This is a genomic window from Xanthomonas sp. 60 (genome assembly GCF_011761925.1).
Genome location: NZ_JAASQW010000003.1, coordinates 224,381 through 241,188, shown reverse-complemented (window position 1 = coordinate 241,188; position 16,808 = coordinate 224,381). Strand labels below are relative to the sequence as shown.

General features: G+C 67.1%; 13 protein-coding genes. 5 read left to right on the top strand and 8 right to left on the bottom strand.

What is annotated here, in order from left to right; translation table 11 throughout:
• Positions 1–14: 14 nt before the first annotated feature.
• The 8 genes from FHY09_RS08035 to FHY09_RS08000 form a co-directional block, all read right to left on the bottom strand.
• The gene (locus FHY09_RS08035) at positions 15–1,001 is read right to left on the bottom strand and encodes an efflux RND transporter periplasmic adaptor subunit (protein WP_166925953.1); all 987 of its coding nucleotides are present in this window, start codon (positions 999–1,001) and stop codon (positions 15–17) included.
• Positions 998–2,272: a TolC family protein gene (locus tag FHY09_RS08030; RefSeq protein WP_166925951.1), complete on the bottom strand. Its 1,275-nt coding sequence runs from the start codon at positions 2,270–2,272 to the stop codon at positions 998–1,000. Before FHY09_RS08030 ends, FHY09_RS08035 begins: the two co-directional genes overlap by 4 nt.
• 59 nt (positions 2,273–2,331) lie before the next feature.
• The gene (locus FHY09_RS08025) at positions 2,332–2,709 is read right to left on the bottom strand and encodes a hypothetical protein (RefSeq protein WP_166925948.1); all 378 of its coding nucleotides are present in this window, start codon (positions 2,707–2,709) and stop codon (positions 2,332–2,334) included.
• Between the two features lie 53 nt (positions 2,710–2,762).
• Entirely contained in the window at positions 2,763–3,398 is a 636-nt protein-coding gene (locus tag FHY09_RS08020) for a hypothetical protein (protein ID WP_166925946.1), read from the bottom strand.
• Between the two features lie 110 nt (positions 3,399–3,508).
• Positions 3,509–5,224 carry a DUF885 family protein gene (locus FHY09_RS08015; protein WP_208407713.1) on the bottom strand — a complete coding sequence of 572 codons (1,716 nt, stop codon included), beginning with the start codon at positions 5,222–5,224 and terminating at the stop codon, positions 3,509–3,511.
• Between the two features lie 925 nt (positions 5,225–6,149).
• Positions 6,150–7,799, bottom strand: coding sequence for a pseudouridine synthase (locus FHY09_RS08010; RefSeq protein WP_166925942.1), 1,650 nt, complete (start codon positions 7,797–7,799; stop codon positions 6,150–6,152).
• Entirely contained in the window at positions 7,792–8,667 is an 876-nt protein-coding gene (gene scpB, locus FHY09_RS08005) for an SMC-Scp complex subunit ScpB (protein WP_166925940.1), read from the bottom strand. The genes FHY09_RS08010 and scpB overlap by 8 nt, the downstream gene beginning before the upstream one ends.
• An 8-nt stretch (positions 8,668–8,675) precedes the next feature.
• Positions 8,676–9,590: a segregation and condensation protein A gene (locus FHY09_RS08000; protein WP_166925937.1), complete on the bottom strand. Its 915-nt coding sequence runs from the start codon at positions 9,588–9,590 to the stop codon at positions 8,676–8,678.
• Positions 9,591–9,953: 363 nt separating this feature from the next.
• Between FHY09_RS08000 and FHY09_RS07995 the strand changes: the two genes are divergently transcribed.
• The 5 genes from FHY09_RS07995 to FHY09_RS07975 all read left to right on the top strand — a co-directional run bounded on the left by FHY09_RS07995 (position 9,954) and on the right by FHY09_RS07975 (position 16,807).
• Complete coding sequence (locus FHY09_RS07995; protein ID WP_166925935.1) at positions 9,954–10,253, top strand: YciI family protein; 300 nt, start codon at positions 9,954–9,956, stop codon at positions 10,251–10,253.
• On the top strand, positions 10,250–10,528 hold the full coding sequence (locus FHY09_RS07990; RefSeq protein ID WP_166925933.1) for a BolA family protein: 279 nt from the start codon (positions 10,250–10,252) through the stop codon (positions 10,526–10,528). Before FHY09_RS07995 ends, FHY09_RS07990 begins: the two co-directional genes overlap by 4 nt.
• Positions 10,529–10,697: 169 nt before the next feature.
• Positions 10,698–11,765, top strand: coding sequence for a LacI family DNA-binding transcriptional regulator (locus FHY09_RS07985; RefSeq protein WP_166925931.1), 1,068 nt, complete (start codon positions 10,698–10,700; stop codon positions 11,763–11,765).
• Between the two features lie 105 nt (positions 11,766–11,870).
• Complete coding sequence (locus FHY09_RS07980; protein ID WP_166925929.1) at positions 11,871–14,933, top strand: TonB-dependent receptor domain-containing protein; 3,063 nt, start codon at positions 11,871–11,873, stop codon at positions 14,931–14,933.
• A gap of 269 nt (positions 14,934–15,202) precedes the next feature.
• Positions 15,203–16,807, top strand: coding sequence for a glucoamylase family protein (locus tag FHY09_RS07975; protein ID WP_166925926.1), 1,605 nt, complete (start codon positions 15,203–15,205; stop codon positions 16,805–16,807).
• The last annotated feature ends 1 nt before the right edge of the window (position 16,808 follow it).

Below are 16,808 nucleotides of genomic sequence, written 5' to 3'. Positions count from 1 at the left end.
GGACAGGGCGGTACTCAGTGTTCATGGGACGCCCCCGCCTTGCCGATATCGGCCTTGACCGTGTAGCTCTGCGCCACGACCACCTGCTCGCCGGCCTGCAGCCCCTCGGTAACCGCCACCTGCCGTGCATCGCGCTTGCCCAGCGTCACCCGCCGCGCGGTGTAGGTATCGCCGTCGCGCACGAAGACCACGTCCTGTCCGTCCAGCGTCTGCAGTGCTGTCAGCGGCACCACGAGGGCAGCTGGCGTGCTGGCCACCACGATGCGCGCGCGCACCGCTGCGCCGGGTCGCCACAGGCCATCGCTGTTGTCCACGCTGGCCCGCGCGACCGTGCTCTGGCTAGCGGTGGCGGTGCCTGGCAGCACGCGCTCCAGCGTGGTGGCCTGGGTCACGCCGTCGGTCATGCGCGTGACCGTGACCGGTACGCCTGCGGTGATGTGCTGCGTATCGGCCCCGAACACATGCAGGTCCACCCACAACCGCGAGAGGTCACCGATCTCGTAGAGCAGCTGGCCTTCTGCAGCCACGGCACCCAGCTGGACCTGTCGGGAAAGTACGACGCCGCTGATCGGTGCGGCCACGCTGTAGGTGGTCAGGCTGAGGTTGCTCTCGATGCTCGCCAGCGGCTGCCCGGCGCGTACGCGGTCACCCACGTCCACACGCAGGGCGCGCACGGGTCCGGGAAAGCGTGCGGTGACCTGGGCGCTGCGACCATCCACCGGCGTCAGCAGGCCCTGCACATCGTGCTCGTCGGCGATGGTGCCCGGGCCCGCAGGCGCGCTGCGGATGCCGGCGGCCTCGGCCCGTGCGGACGCGATGGTGGTGCGCTCGGCATGTGCAGCGTCATTGTCCTCATCTTCATGTGCGCCGTGCTGCCGAGCTTCTTCGGAATGCGCTGCGGAAGGAGACGACGGCACGGGTCCGCATGCACTCAGCAGCGCAGCCATCAGAAGCGGCAGGAGGAGGCCACGCACGGTGGCCAGGCAAGGTAGTGTCGTCATGGCGTGGTCCCCTGGATGGATGCGGTCGCAACCAGCGGCTGGCCGACAAGGCGTTGCAGTTCGATGAGCGCGGACTGCGCGGCGAGCGCGGCGTCGAGCTGGCGCCGCCGCGCCTCGATCCGCATGGACTGCAGCTGTGCCCATTCCAGGTAACTGATGGCGCCGGCGCGCCATGCGGTGCCGGCGGATGCCTCGGCGCGGCGCAGGCCGGGCAGCACGTCACGTTCCATCCGGTCCACCTCCAGTCGCGCGGTTTCATAGCGGCCGTGCGCCTCGGCGAGCGTGGCATGCAGCTGCAGGGCCCGGGCATCGCGCTCCACCGCGCCAAGGGCCAGTTCGGCCTGTGCCTCCCGGATCTCCGGACCGGCGCGCCGTGCGGTGCCCAGGGGCAGCGTGAAGCCAGCCACCAGACCGCTGTCACCGCTGCCCTGGTTGTTGCGCACGCCGAGCTGCCAGGACACATCGCTGCGCTGCGCACTGCGTGCCAGCGCCAGCTGCGCCTCGCGCACGCGCTGGCTGGTCGCGATCACCGACAGCTCCGGCGTGCGTTCGAGCAGTACCGCCAGCTGATCGAACGGCTGCAGGGCGGGCAGTCGCAACGGGTCGCCCTGCACGCTCTGGAACGGTGCCTGGCGGGCCTTCCACAATGCCGCCAGCGCAAGCGCGGACGCACGCTCGGCCTGCGCCGCGCGATCCCGGTCAAGCTCTGCCTGGGCCAACATCGCCTGCGCGGTCAGCAGCGTGGAGTGCGGCGATGCGCCGGCCTCCAGCCGCGCGCGCGCGGCCTGCACCGCGCGTGCGCGCTGCTCGATGTCGTCCAGTGCGATCTGCCGTTGTGCTGTCGCAGCGGTGATCGCCAGGTAGCGACGCGCGACCTCGGCCAGCAGGTCCAGGCGCGCGATCTCACGTTGCGGCGCCAGGCTGTCGATGCGCGCGAGCGCGACCGCACGCCGGGCATCGACCTTGCCGCCGCGCTCGAGCACGCCGGCCAGCGACACGGTGGTCTGTGCACCGCGCAGGCCGCGGCTGCCCCCACGGCCCAGCACGTCTTCAAGCTCCACGCCAACGGTGAGCGGCGGCGCCAGCGAGGCGCTCTCAAGACGCGCCAAGGCGGCATCGCGCTGCAAGGGGTAAAGCTGCAGTTCGGGATGGGAGGCGGCGACGCGCTCGATGGCCGCCTCCAGCGTGAGTGCAGCAGGCGACGGCGATGCCTGCGCGTGGGCGCACGGCACGACCGCCAGGACCGCAAGCGCGGCCAGGCATTTCCACATGGGGGTACTCCGAAAAGACCAGGATGATCACGACGGCGCCGCGGCACGCGGCGTGGGCATCAGGCCTGGATCGGAGGACGCAGCAGGTTTTCGGTGCCGGCCGAAGGCAGGTGCCGGTGCAGTGCCCGGACCTGTACGCCTGCACTGGCGAGGCGCACGTCCCAGTCCATCGGTGGGAACGGCAGCACGCCGCCCTGTCCGTGGCAGTGCCCGCAATGGGCCAGCGCATGCAGCAGGCGCGCACCGGTATCTTCCTCGTCGTGCGCGGCGGCTTCGTCGTGGTCGGCGTGGGTGAGCGCGGCATGATCGGCATGCGACAGCTCATGCAGCTCACCCAATGCCGATGCCAGGGCCCCGCCCGCCGTGCCGAACGCCACGACCGCCAGCATCAGCAGGCGGAACAGGAACGTGGGACGGCGACGGAAGGCGCGGATCATGCAGTGAGGGTAGCGGCGCCGTTGCGCGTTACACAATCGCAGCGGCACGCGGTTCAGAGGTGGCTTGCCTGCAGGGAGACCTCGGTGGCCTCCTTCATGCCGCGGGGAAGGTTTGCCTTCAGCACCTCGAGCGCAGGGAAGCTGCGATCACGCAGTGCATTCCAGGCAGAGCGGGCACCGTCAGGCACCAGCAGTTGCCAGCCGTGGGCCGAAAACTTCAGGGGCGTGCACTTGAGCTGCGGTGCGAGCCCTCCCCGCGCACGATGCACGAGCATGTACCCGCCACCACCGCTGCGGCGGATGCAGTAGCGGCCCGGTTTTTCCAGCGCCTGGCAGAGCGCTCTGTACTCGGCATGGGCTGCAGCGTGTGCATCGTCGACAATGAACAGGCGATCCGGATTGTTCAGATTCTCCCCATGATTGGCGACATCAGCTTCGATCAGGAGCTGGTTGCTCAGGGACAGCATGCAAAGGGTGTCATCACGTTGCGCGGAGGCATAGAGCGGCATACCGGCCATCCACGTGGTGGTGGATGTGGGCGCGTTGCTGATGCCTGTCACTGGAAATCCAGGGGATGCTGCTGGCGCAACGGGCGTCTGCGGGTCGCGAAGCGCTGATCTGACGTGCTGGGCGACAACGTTGATTGGATACATTGGCGTCTCCTCAAGAGCGACCACCATGCTGCTCATGGACGGATCGCGCTACCAAGGACGCGTCAGCTCCATGCACAGGGTCCGGGTGCGCGGAGAATGCGGCGCACCCGCAGCGCCGGGAGGGCCCGGCGCGCACGCGTTGCGGCTCAGGCCGCTTTGCTGGCGGCGATGAATGCCTGGATCTGTTCTTCCAGTACCGGCAGCGGCACCGAGCCCTGCTGCAGCACGGCGTCGTGGAATGCTTTGACGTCGAAGCGCTCGCCGAGTTCTTTCTCGGCCTGCGCGCGCAGCCGCACGATGGCGATCTCTCCGAGTTTGTAGCTCAGCGCCTGTCCCGGCCAGGAAATGTAGCGGTCCACTTCGGTGGTGACTTCATGTTCGCTCAGCGCCGTGCGCTCACGCAGATAGGACAGCGCCTGCTCGCGGCTCCAGCCTTTGCTGTGCACACCGGTATCGATGACCAGGCGGGCTGCGCGCCACATCTCATAGGTCAGCCGGCCAAAGTCCTCGTATGGGGTTTCGTAGATGCCCATCTCCACGCCCAGCTTCTCGCAGTACAGGCCCCAGCCTTCTCCGTACGCGGAGATGTAGTTGTTGCGGCGGAACTCCGGCTGCGCGCCCTGCTCGGCCGCCAGTGCGCCCTGCAGTGCGTGGCCCGGATCGGACTCGTGCAGGGTCAGCGCAGGCAGGTTGTACAGCGGGCGGGCAGGCAGGTTGTAGGTGTTGACCCAGTAGGTGCCCATGCCGCCACGGCCAGCCGTCCAGAACGGCGCGATGTCCGGCGGCACCGGCACGATGGTGAAGCGCGCGCGCGGCAGCGTCATGTACTTGCCGATCACGGCATCCACGCGCTTGGAAATCCACGCGGCGCGGTGCAGCAGCTCGTCCGGCGTCTTTGCGTAGAACTGCGGGTCGGTGCGCAGGAAGGCCAGGAACTGCTGGAAATTGCCCTTGAACTGCAGCTGCTTGATGATGCCGTCCATCTCGGCCTGGATGCGGGCCACCTCGGCCAACCCGATCTGGTGGATCTGCTCGGGCGAAAGATCCAGCGTGGTGTATTCGTGGATCTGTTGTTTGTAGAAGGCCTTGCCGTCGGGCATGGCTTCGGCGGCGAGCGTGGTGCGCGCCTGCGGCACGTAGTCCTGCAGGAAGAAGGTGAGCAGTTTCTGGTAAGCGGGGATGACGCTGCCGCTGATGGCCTTGCGTGCCTCGGCCTGCAGCGCCGCACGCTGCTCGGCCGGGATGTTGTTCGGCAACCGGGTGAAGGGCGCATACAACGGCGACTGGGTGGGGTCTTTCAGCTCGGCGACATTGGCGATGGCCACTTCCCGTCCATCGAGCACGGCGCGCGGCACGCTGAAGCCACGCTTGAGGCCGGCGCGCATGTTGTCGGCCTGCTGGTCGAAGTACCGCGGCACATCCTCCAGGCGCGCGATGTAGTTGCGGTAGTCCTGCGCGGTCTTCATTTCACGACGCGCCATGAAGGACAGGTTGGACCAGAACGAGGAGTCCGAGTTGAACGGCATCTCATAGGTTTTCAGGCGCACGTCCTGCGCCAGGTTGAACACCTGGTCGCGGTAGATCGCCAGATTGATGCGGTTTTCGGCAGAAAGTACCTTGGGATCGATGCGGTCCAGCTGGACCAGCACGTCGTCCCACACTTTCAGCCGGGCCTGCTGGCTGGCCGGAGAAACGTCGGGCATGCGTGCGGCGCTGGCCGGTGCATCGCCATCTTCGCTGGCTTCGCCTCCGCCGGCCTGGCGCCATTTCCATTCCTTTTCGTAGATCGCGCGGAAGGCGGCATCGGCGGCGCTTTCGGGCGTTGCGCTGGTGGCCGCAGGGGCGGGCGCAGCGGCGGGCATGGCCAGCGTCACGGCAGGCGTGGAAAGGGCGAGCAGTAGGGCAACGGCAAGGCGGTTGTTCACGAGCGGCAGAGTCCCGGGGAAGGCAGTTGCCCGATGATGTCATCCCAGGCCGTGAGCGACATGGGTCGAACGTCCTGCATCGAGCGGGGGTGGGGTGCGGCGAACGGCGGAGCCCCTCGTGGCGGCGCCTCTGGGTAGGTCTCTGGAGCTGGCTGGGCGGGTGGAGGCGGCGGGGGACGGCAAGAGCTGCGTCCTGCGTGCCTCGCGTCGCGCCATCCTTGGCGCGACACGCCCCCGCCGCCCCCACCCGCCCAGCCCCGGACAGGCTCCGTGCGCCGCCACGGATGAGAAAATAAAAAGCAAAAGCAAAAGCAAAAGCAAAAGCGTCGGTGTCCGGGCGCACGAGGTGGGAGGGTTGTCGGTGGGGTTACGGCGAACGGCTGGGCCCCTCGTGGCGGCGCGGGACTTCTGGGTTTCTGTGGTTTGGCTGGGCGGGTGGAGGCGGCGGGGGACGGCAAGAGCTGCATCCTGCGGGCCTCGCGTCGCGCCATCCTTGGCGCGACACGCCCCCGCCGCCTCCACCCGCCCAGCCCCCGACACGCTCCGTGTGCCGCCACGGATAAAAAAATAAAAAGCAAAAGCAAAAGAAAAAAGCAAAAGCATCGGCGGCCGATGAGGCTGCTTTTGCTTTTGCTTTTTTTTTCTATTTCCCGTGGCGGACGCAGATCTGTCACAGGGCCGGGGGGTGGGGTTGGGTGGGGGCGTTGAGCGCCATGGATGGCGCGAAGCGAGGCCCGCAGGAGCGGCTTTTGCCGTCCCCCACCCAGCCCCACCGCCCGGCCCAGCCCGACCACGCGAACACCAGCACACCGCGTCCACCACGGAGGGGCCCAGCCGTTCGCCGGCCCCTGAACCTCAGCCGTCAACCGCCACGCGGGCCGCTGCGGCGCGGACCACCCGGCCCGCGGTTGCCACCCGGACCCCGATTGCCACCCGGCCCGCGATTGCCGCCGGGGCCACCCGGCCCACGGTTCCCACCCGGACCGCCCGCACTGCGGTTGCCCGAAGGGCGCGGCGTGCTGCCGTAGGGGCTGAAGCCCGGATTGGCATGGTCGGACGGGAAGGACGGCGCATTGCCCGGATGCCCGTACGGATGCTTGTTGCCCTGTCCACCCTGTCCGCCGCGATTGCCACCACCGCCGGCGCCCGGCGACTTCGGCTTGGCGTATCCGCCGCGACCGCCTTCACTCTGGCCCTGACCGTAACCGCCCTGACCACCCGGACCACGTGCACCTGGACCGCGTGCGCCCGGACCACGGGCACCAGGGCCACCGGCCGGACGGGGACCACCCGGACCACGTGCGCCAGGGCCCGCATTGCGGTGGCCGCTCGGACCGGTGCTGACACCGTCCGGCACATACCAGCTGCGGAAGGCCGCCGGGTTGCCCTCGGGCAGGCCACGATCGCTTTTCTGCGGGCGCGCCTTGAACGGACGCTGCGACTGCTTGGCCGCGGCTTCACCGGTCACGGTCAGGCCGCCCTTGAAACCACCGCCCTTGCCGCCGCGACCGCGGCCGCGCTCTTCGCGGACGTTGTCGAACCGGCGCAGCTCACGACCCTCATCAGCCGTGTTGTGGCCGTTGACGTACGCCGTGCCCCGGCCGCCATCGCGACCCATGCGGACGGTCGTCTTGGCCGCGCGACGCTGGCCGATCACCGGCTGCAGGGTGAGCGCGGAAGGGGCGCCTTCTTCCAGTTTCAGCTTGGCGCGCAGCGCATCCACCTGGGCACTGGTCAGTTCAACCGAATGCCCCCGGCTCAGTTCGCGCGGCAGGCTGACCGTACCGTAACGGGTGCGCTTGAGGCGGCTCACCTGGCAGCCCTGCGACTCCCAGAGGCGGCGCACTTCGCGGTTGCGGCCTTCCTTGACCACCACGCGGAACCAGTCGTGCGAGTCGGTCCCGCCGATGCGCTCCACTTCGTCGAACTTGGCCGGGCCGTCTTCCAGCGCGACGCCGCGCTGCAGGCGCAGCAGCGTGTTGTCGTCGACCGTGTCCTGGCCTTCCGGGGCGCGCACGCGCACCACGTACTCGCGCTCGACCTCGAACGACGGGTGCATCATGGCATTGGCCAGCTCACCGTCGGTGGTGGCCAGCAGCAGGCCGGTGGTGTTGATGTCCAGGCGGCCGATGGCGATCCAGCGCGCGCCCTTCAGGGCGGGCAGCGACTCGAACACCGTCGGGCGGCCTTCGGGATCTTCGCGCGTGGTCACTTCGCCTTCGGGCTTGTTGTAGATCAGCACGCGCGAGGGATCGGCCAGGGCGGTGGCGACGAAGCCACGGCCATCGAGCTCGATGCGGTCGCCGCTGCGCACGGACATGCCGGTCTGCGCGACTTCGCCATTGACCTTGACCAGGCCTTCGGCGATGCGCTGCTCGAGCGCGCGGCGCGAACCGAGGCCGGCCTGCGCCAGCACCTTGTGCAGGCGTTCTTCCAGCTTGAACTGTTCGGAGGTGGCTTCGCGCTTGAGCGAGAGCTTGTTCAACGACAGCTTACGGGGGGTGTCACTCATTAACTTTGGCTCCGGCCAACGTATCGTCAGCCTCTGGTTCGGAATCGGCTCGGTCAACAGCCACGGACGTCATCGCGACGGCGTTGTCTTCGCTCTCGTTTTCTGCACCCGCGCGTTCTCCCGGCGCGGTATCGGGGTGCCCGGAAGTGTCATCGGGCGAAGGTGCTGGCTCATTCGTCGCTGGGACGGCATCGGCCGTCCCGGCGGGGGAGGGGGTCGGGCGGTCATCGCCGCCGCCGGCGTCATCGGCCGCGGCATCCGGCGACGCGGCGCTGGCGACCAGTGTACCGGGGGCATCGTCTGTCGTGTCACCGCCCAGCGGCAGCTGCGGTTCCAGTTCAGCGATGTCTTTCAACTCGGAAAGCGGTGGCAGTTCGTCCAGGCGCTTGAGTCCGAAGTAATCAAGGAAGCCCTTGGTGGTGCCGAACAGCGCGGGTCGGCCGGGCACGTCCCGGTGGCCGACCACGCGGATCCATTCGCGCTCTTCCAGGGCCTGGATGATGCTGCTGCTGACCGCCACGCCGCGGACCTGTTCGATCTCGCCGCGGGTGATCGGCTGGCGGTAGGCGATCAACGCCAGGGTTTCCAGCGTGGCGCGGGTATAGCGGGTCTTGCGTTCGGTCCACAGCCGGCTGATCCAGCCATGCACCTCGCCGGTCACCTGGTAACGGAACCCGGAGGCCACCTCCACCAGTTCCACGCCGCGTCCGTTGCAGCCCTCGCGCAGCGCTTCGAGCGCGCGTTCGATGCTGCCTGCAGGGGCCGGCTCGTCTTCCGGGAACAGCTCCTTGAGCTGTCCCAGGGTCAGCGGCTGCGGCGATGACAGCAGCGCGCCTTCGACGATTCGGTTGATCAGCGGTTGATCCATATGCGATGTCAGGCCTGTGGGTCCCGGGAGGGCAGATCGGTGGTGTCGTCGAACTCACTGCTGAAGGACAGCGGCTCATTGGTGTTGCCGGCGGCCAGCGACTTGACGTAGATCGGCGCCAGCGGCGCTTCCTGCACCACGTCCAGCAGCTGCTCTTTGGCCAGCTCCAGCATGGCCAGGAAGGTCACCAGCACGCCGAGCCGTCCCTCTTCGGCGGTGAACAGCGATTCGAACCGGTAGAACACGCCTTCTTCCATGCGCCCGAGCAGGTCGCCCATGCGCTGGCGGACACTCAGCGCTTCGCGCTTGATCGCGTGGCCGCTGAACAGTTCGGCGCGCTTGAGTACATCGTGCAGCGCCACCAGCATTTCCTTCAGTTCCACCGGCGGCGGCAGCCGGATCGCCGCACGGTCGGGAACGAAGGCATGCGCCACGGTGGTGTCGCGGTCCTGCCGGGGCAGGCTGTCGATGTCCTCGGCGGCCTGCTTGAAACGTTCGTATTCCTGCAGCCGGCGCACCAGCTCCGCGCGCGGATCGTCCTCCTCACCCTCCACCGCGGCAGGGCGGGGCAGCAGCATCCGCGACTTCACCTCGGCGAGGATGGCCGCCATCACCAGGTACTCGGCGGCCAGTTCGAAGCGCAGCTCGCGCATCACGGTGATGTACTGGACGTACTGCCGGGTGATCTCGGCGACGGGGATGTCCAGCACGTCCAGGTTCTGGCGGCGGATCAGGTACAGCAGCAGGTCCAGCGGGCCTTCGAACGCATCCAGGATGACTTCCAGTGCATCCGGCGGGATGTACAGGTCCTGCGGAATCTGCAGGACCGGCTGTCCATGCACCACGGCCAGCGGCATTTCCTGCTGCTGTGGCGCGGGCGGCCGGGTTGACGGGGTCGCGCCGAGCGCGGGTTCAGAGGTCATCTAATGGACATCGGGGCGGCAACGGACCATTCGCGGCGCCACCCGCGCGCAGCCTCCGGGCCATCACACAGTGGGCAACCAGGACACGCCGGTCAGGGCGCGATTCCAAACAACACAACGCCGGGAGCTCCGCATGCAGGCGGCGGCACCGGAACTTTCAGGAGGTCGTCTACGCAGGCTGCTCGGTGACAGCGGACCAGTCATCGGGGGCGGGTGGGGCCGCTGCTCCGGTACGGTGCCGTGTCCAGCCACGTGCAATTGGGACAAGACTAAGGCTTTGCACGCACGGTGTCCAGTCACCGCGCGGTGGCGTCCGGGACCGCTAGAATCCGCCGCATCCCAAGCAAGCGCAGGAAGACAGCCATGTGGTACGTGATCGAAGGATATGACGGGGCCGAGGTGCTGGCCGCGCGGCAACAGGCGCGGCCGGCCCACCTGGCACGCCTGCAGCAGCTGCAGCAGGACGGCCGGCTGCTGGTGGCCGGGCCGTGTCCGGCCATCGACAGCGAGGATCCGGGCCCGGCCGGCTTCAGCGGCAGCGTGGTGATCGCCGCGTTCGCCTCTCTGCAGGAGGCACGCGCGTGGGCCGACGCCGATCCCTACGTGGCCGCAGGCGTCTACATCCGCACCGACGTCCGCCCGTTCCGCAAGGTGCTGCCATGAGCAACGCCGAACGGATGGAGCGAATGCGTGCCGCACTGCAGCAATCCCTGTCACCGACGCACCTTGTGATCACCGATGACAGCCACCTCCACGCTGGCCATGCCGGTGCGCGGGATGGACGCGGCCACTTCTCCGTAAACGTGGTCAGTGAAGCGTTCCGTGGCCGCCTGCCGCTGGCGCGACATCGCGCCATTTATTCTGCTCTTGGCAGCATGATGGAGACCGATATCCACGCGTTGTCCATCATCGCCAAGGCGCCCGGCGAGGTGGCCTGATGGGTGTCCGGGACTGTCCTGCGACCCGCGTGCAGGCCGGTGCAGGACAGGGTTCTGACCGCTCCATGACGCGGACGAGGGCGTGTCAAGACGGGCGCGAGCGTAACGGAGTGTTTACTTTGGACAATGGAAACGCTTACATTCCGCGCCAAGCCGCAAGGCTGGAGTCGTGGAGGGCGACTTTGTGATCAAGGCAGCTATCACCATCAAAGACGTCGCGCGCGAAGCCAAGGTATCGGTGGCTACGGTGTCGCGTGCGCTGAACGGACACGAGAACGTCGCCGAACCGGTGCGACAGGCCGTGCTCGAGGTGGCCGCGCGCCTGCGCTATAGCCCCCATGCCGCGGCCCGCAGCCTCAGCAGCCGTCGCACCAACACGGTGGGCGTGGTGCTGCCTGACCTGTATGGCGAGTTCTTCTCCGAGCTGATGCGCGGCATCGACCAGGTTGCGCGCCAGCGCCGCCAGCACCTGCTGGTGTCCAGCTACCACGGCGACCAGGTGCAGCAGGGCGCCGCGCTGCGCGCCATGCGCGGTCGCGTGGACGGACTGCTCGTGCTGTCGCCCTACGCGGAAAGCCCCGGCTTCCTGACGGACAACCTGCCGCAGTCGCTGCCGACGGTACTGATCAACACCTACCTGCCCGAGCAGGATCACCCGGTGTTGAGCATCGATGACCATGCCGGTGCGGTGGCCATGACCCGCCATCTGCTGGACGTGGGCCATCGCCGCATTGCCTTCATTTCTGGTCCGGACTCCAACTACGACGCACGGGAACGCCTGAGGGGCTTCCGTGACGCGCTGGCCGCCTTCGGCGGTGATGCGCAGGGGGTCGAGTTGCCCGGTGATTTCGACGAAGCTTCCGGCCATCGTGCCGGTCAGGAGATGCTGGCAGCCGGATCGCTGCCGGACGCGGTGTTCGCCGCCAACGACATGATGGCCCTGGGCTGCCTGTATGCCTTCGCGCAGGCCGGCATCCGCGTGCCCGACGACGTCGGCCTGGCGGGTTTCGATGACATTCCCCTGGCGCGTTTCGTTCACCCGTCGCTGACGACGATGCAGGTAAGCATCGCCGACCTCGGTGACAGGGCGATGACGCGCCTGATGCAGTTGATGGATGAGAAAAGCGCGGAGAGCGCGGGCGACAAGCAGACGCTGGTGCCCCGGTTGATCGTGCGTGATTCAAGCAGGCGTGGAGGCCGGCATCCCCAGCCGGGCGTGCCTGTGCCCCGCGGTTGAAAGTAGAGAAGCACTGCCATCCGGCCGCCGAAGCCGGAGGCATCCCGATTATTCGTTTGACATGAGAGGGGGCCGCTCGCGCGGTCGCCACCACCGGAGAGTTCCATGACGTATTCCAAGATGCATCGCCGCCTGCCGGCCCGCCGCCTGCTGAGCTGCGCACTGGTCAGCTGCCTGGCCCTGGCCGCCACCCCGGACGCGTTCGCGCAGTCGGCCAATGCCAGCCTGCGTGGCCAGGTCGCTTCGGCCCAGGCCGGCAGCGAAGTGGTCGCTACCAATATCGCCACCGGCTCGGTGCGCCGTTCGACCGTGCGTGCCGATGGCAGCTACTCGCTGCAGGGCCTGGACCCGGGTACCTACACTGTCGTGGCCAATGGCCAGACCCAGACGGTCACCGTGACCGTGGCCTCGGCCGCCACGCTGAACTTCTCCGGTGAAGCCACCGCCGCGCCCGTCGCCGGCGATGCCAAGAACATGGACACCATCACTGTCGTGGCGCCGACGCTGCTGCAGGAAGTGCGTACCTCCGAAGTCGGCAAGACCGTCAGCCTGCAGCAGATCCAGACCACCCCGCAGGTGTCGCGCAACTTCCTGGAGTTCGCCGATGCCGTGCCGGGCCTGATCTTCACCCGCGACGCCAAGGGCAACACCTCCCTGCGCGGCGGTGCGACCAATGCCGACGGCACCAACGTGTACATCGATGGCGTGGGCCAGAAGAGCTACGTCAAGGGCGGCGGCGTGGCCGGCCAGTCCGGCAGCGCCGGCAACCCGTTCCCGCAGCTGGCCATCGGTGAGTACAAGGTCATCAGCGGCAACTACAAGGCTGAGTACGGGCAGGTCTCCAGCGCCGCAGTGACGGCGGCGACCAAGTCCGGTACCAACGAGTTCAAGGGTGAAACCTTCTACCGTTACACCAACGAAGACATGCGCGCCAAGACGCCGGCCGAACGCCAGGGCGGCAAGGACAAGATGGTCTCGGCCGAGAAGGAATACGGCTTCGCACTGGGTGGCCCGATCATCCAGGACAAGGCGCACTTCTTCGTGACCTACGAGGCCAAGCGCTTCGACCTGCCGGTCACCATCGCGCCGGACGGTGCGGTGACCGGTGCGGCCGGCCTGCTGCCGGCCGACGCCGCCGCCGGCCTCGGCCCGGCCAGCCAGCCGTTCCAGCAGGACCTGATCTTCGGCAAGATCGACTTCGAGCCGACCGACAACGATCGCATCGAGCTGACCTTCCAGGACCGCGACGAGACCCAGCAGCAGTTCAGTGGCCAGACCGCGCCGGAAGCCGGCCGTGAAGTGGTCAACACCGACCGCCGCTACGCCCTGCGCTGGAACCACAGCGGCGAGCGCTACTACAACGAGCTGATGCTCACCCACGAAGACTCGTTCAACAACCCGACGCCGCTGACGCTGGCCAACGGCATCACCTACACCGCCCCGGACGGCACCGAAGACCGCACCGTGGTCAAGACCGGTGGCGCCTCGGCACTGGATTCGCAGGTGAAGGGCCAGAAGGGCTGGTCGATCGAAGACAACCTGACGCTCGATGGCCTGCAGTGGGCGGGCGACCACACCGTCAAGATGGGTGTGAAGTACAAGGAAATCGATCTCTACGCCTCGGATGCGGCGCAGATCAATCCGACCTTCACCTACAGCCTCGGTGATCGTGACTTCCCCGATTCCATCCCGTACAAGGCGCAGTTCGTCAAGCCGGTGACCGGCGTGTCGGGCGTGTCCGGCGAAGTGCGTTCCAAGTCCAAGCAGATCGGCCTGTTCATCCAGGACGACTGGCAGGTCAACGACCACCTGCAGCTCAACCTCGGCCTGCGCTGGGACTACGAAAAGACCCCGGCCTATCTGGACTTCGTGACGCCGAAGGAAGTGGTCGATGCGATCTATTCGCAGGATCCGCGCGCGGTCGCCGGCCAGACCTACGCCGATTCGATGGCGCTGGGCGGCCTGGACATCAGCGATTACATCAGCACCGGCAAGAACCGCAAGGCATTCAAGGATGCCTGGCAGCCGCGCCTGGGCTTCTCCTACGACATCAACGCCGACGAGCAGCACGTGATCCACGGCGGCGCCGGTCGTTCGTATGATCGCGACCTGTTCGACAACCTGCAGCTGGAAACTACCAAGCTGGCCCTGCCGCAGCCGACGATCTACTTCCGCAACCCGGCCACCGGCTCGTGCCTGAACGGCCAGGCCGCCTGCTATGACTGGAACCCGAACCTGCTCAACGGCATCGGCAACCTGCAGGCACTGGTCGGCTCGACCAGCAATGCGGGCCTGGAAGTGGACCTGCTGAACAACAACCTGAAGGCTCCGTATTCGGACCAGTTCAGCCTGGGCATGAGCAACCAGGTCGGCGAGTGGCTGACCGACGCCACCATCTCCCGGACCCTGAGCTACGACGGCTTCGCCTTCACCCTGGGCAACCGCTACCCGACCGGCCAGTTCTTCGATGACCCGCGCCTGTGCGGCGGCACCGAGCCGGGCCTGAGCCAGGCCTGGAGCTGCAACGTGCCGGGCTTCGGCAGCCTGATCATCGGCCAGCAGGGCATCAAGACCCGTGCGACCCAGGTGCTGCTGTCGGCGCAGAAGCCGTTCACCAAGGAAAGCGGCTGGGGCACCTCGGTGGCCTACACCTGGACCACCGCGCGCCACAACCGCGACATCAACGAGAAGTACGCCTTCGACCGCGGCCTGATCGAGGATTACCCGACCATCCGTTCCAATGGCGCGCCGCGCCACCGCCTGGTGGTCACCGGTTCGTATGCGGGCTTCTGGGGCATCACCTTCGGTGGCAAGCTGACCCTGGCCACCCCGACCGCGGTCAACGACTGGTACCCGATTCCGCAGGCCAGCGGCTATGACCTGCCGACCCCGCAGGCGGCAGTGCCCACCGCAAACGGCAAGTTCCTGCTGGGTGGCAAGATCTTCGGCTACCGTTCGGTGGATCTGCAGGCGACGAAGACGTTCAAGATGCCGGGCGAAACCGAGCTGTACGCTCGCCTGGACATCATCAACGTGTTCAACTTCGACAACTTCTCGACCTACAACTACGTCAAGAGCAACGGCAAGCTGCAGGCCAGCTACAACGAGACCGGTGACATCATCGGCACGCCGCGCCAGGTCAAGGCGGAAGTGGGCTTCCGGTTCTGATTCCGGGATACCGACACTGCATCGCCGGGAACGGCGGTGCAGGGGTTGCAACGCGCGGTGGCCTCCGGGCTGCCGCGCGGTGACGATGGCCGGCCTTCGGGCCGGTGCATTGTCCAACCCACTGCCTCGGAGGGGGCAGTGGGTTGGGCGATGGAAAACGACGTGCCGCCGCCACATCCCGTGGCGTTTTTCCACGCGGTTCTGTAAACGATTTCAGATCAATGGACGGTATGCTTTACCGAACCGAAACCCGACGAAGGAGTTCGCCGATGCAGGTACGTCACCTGTTCTCCGCCGCCGCAGTCACCCTGGCCGTGGCGGCATGCCAGCCGCAGGCCCAGCCGGAACCGGCCAAGCCGAGGCCCCAGGTGATCCTGGTCGAAGCCGATGCGCCACCGCGTGCGATGAAGCCGGACCTGCCCCCACTGTTCGATGACCTGCAGCGCCGCACGTTCCAGTTCTTCTGGGACACCACCAACGAACTCAACGGCCTGACGCCGGATCGTTATCCCTCGCGCCCGTTCGCCAGCATCGCGTCGGTGGGTTTCGCGCTGACCGCCTACCCGATCGGCATCGAGAACGGCTGGGTCAGCCGCACCCAGGCCGTCGACCGTACCCTGACCACGCTGAAGTTCTTCCGTGACCTGGACATGGGGCCACAGCGCACCGGCAAGGGCGGTTACAAGGGCTTCTATTACCACTTCCTGGACATGCAGCAGGGCCACCGCTATGACAGCTGGGTCGAACTGTCCTCGGTGGATACCGCGCTGCTGATGATGGGCGTGCTGTTCGCGCAGTCGTACTACGACGGCGGCGACTCGCGCGAGAAGGAAATCCGCGATATCGCCGAAACGCTTTACAAGCGCGTGGACTGGACCTGGCTGCAGGAGCGCTCGCCGCTGATCTCCATGGGCTGGTTCCCGGAGAGCGGCATCATCGAACACGACTGGATGGGCTACAACGAGGCGATGATCGTCTACATCCTGGCACTGGGTTCGCCCAGCCACCCGGTCAGCCCGGATGCGTGGACGGTGTGGACGCGCACCTACGACAACGACTGGGGTGTCTACCAGGGCCAGGAATACCTGTCCTTCGGGCCGCTGTTCGGCCACCAGTACAGCCATGTCTGGATCGATTTCCGTGACATCCAGGACGCGTACATGCGCGAGCGTGGCAGCACCTACTTCCTCAACAGCCGGTCGGCGGCGTTGGCGCAGCGCGAGTATGCGATCAACAACCCGATGAACTGGAAGGAGTATGGCGAGAACGTGTGGGGCCTGACCGCCAGCGATGGTCCGCAGAACACCACCCAGGAATACCGCGGCGAGCAGCGCCAGTTCCGCCACTACTCCTCGCGCGGTGCAGGCCTGCGCGAGAACTTCGACGACGGCACCATCGCACCGACCGCGGCCATCTCCTCCATCGTGTTCGCACCGGAGGAAGTGATCCCGGCCACGCAGGAAATGCACAAGCGCTTCGGCGACTACATCTACTCCAGTTACGGGTTCCTGGATTCGTTCAACCCGAGTTTCAGCTACGACATTCCGATCAAGACCGGGCGCCTGGTGCCCGATCGCGGCTGGGTCGCCAGTGACTACATCGGCATCGACCAGGGCCCGATTTTGACCATGATCGCGAACTACCGGAATGATTTCGTGTGGGACGTGATGAAGAAGAACCCGCACATCCGCAAGGGGCTCGAACGCGCCGGTTTCTCCGGTGGCTGGTTGACCCCTGAAGGCGAGCAGCAGCCGCTGCAGCTGCAGAAGGATGAGCAGGCCGCCGCCGCCCGATCGGGTGGCATCGCAGAGTCGCGCGCCGCGGCCGCACAGGAACAGAAGAATGCATCGCGCAGCAATTCATCCGGCAAGTAAG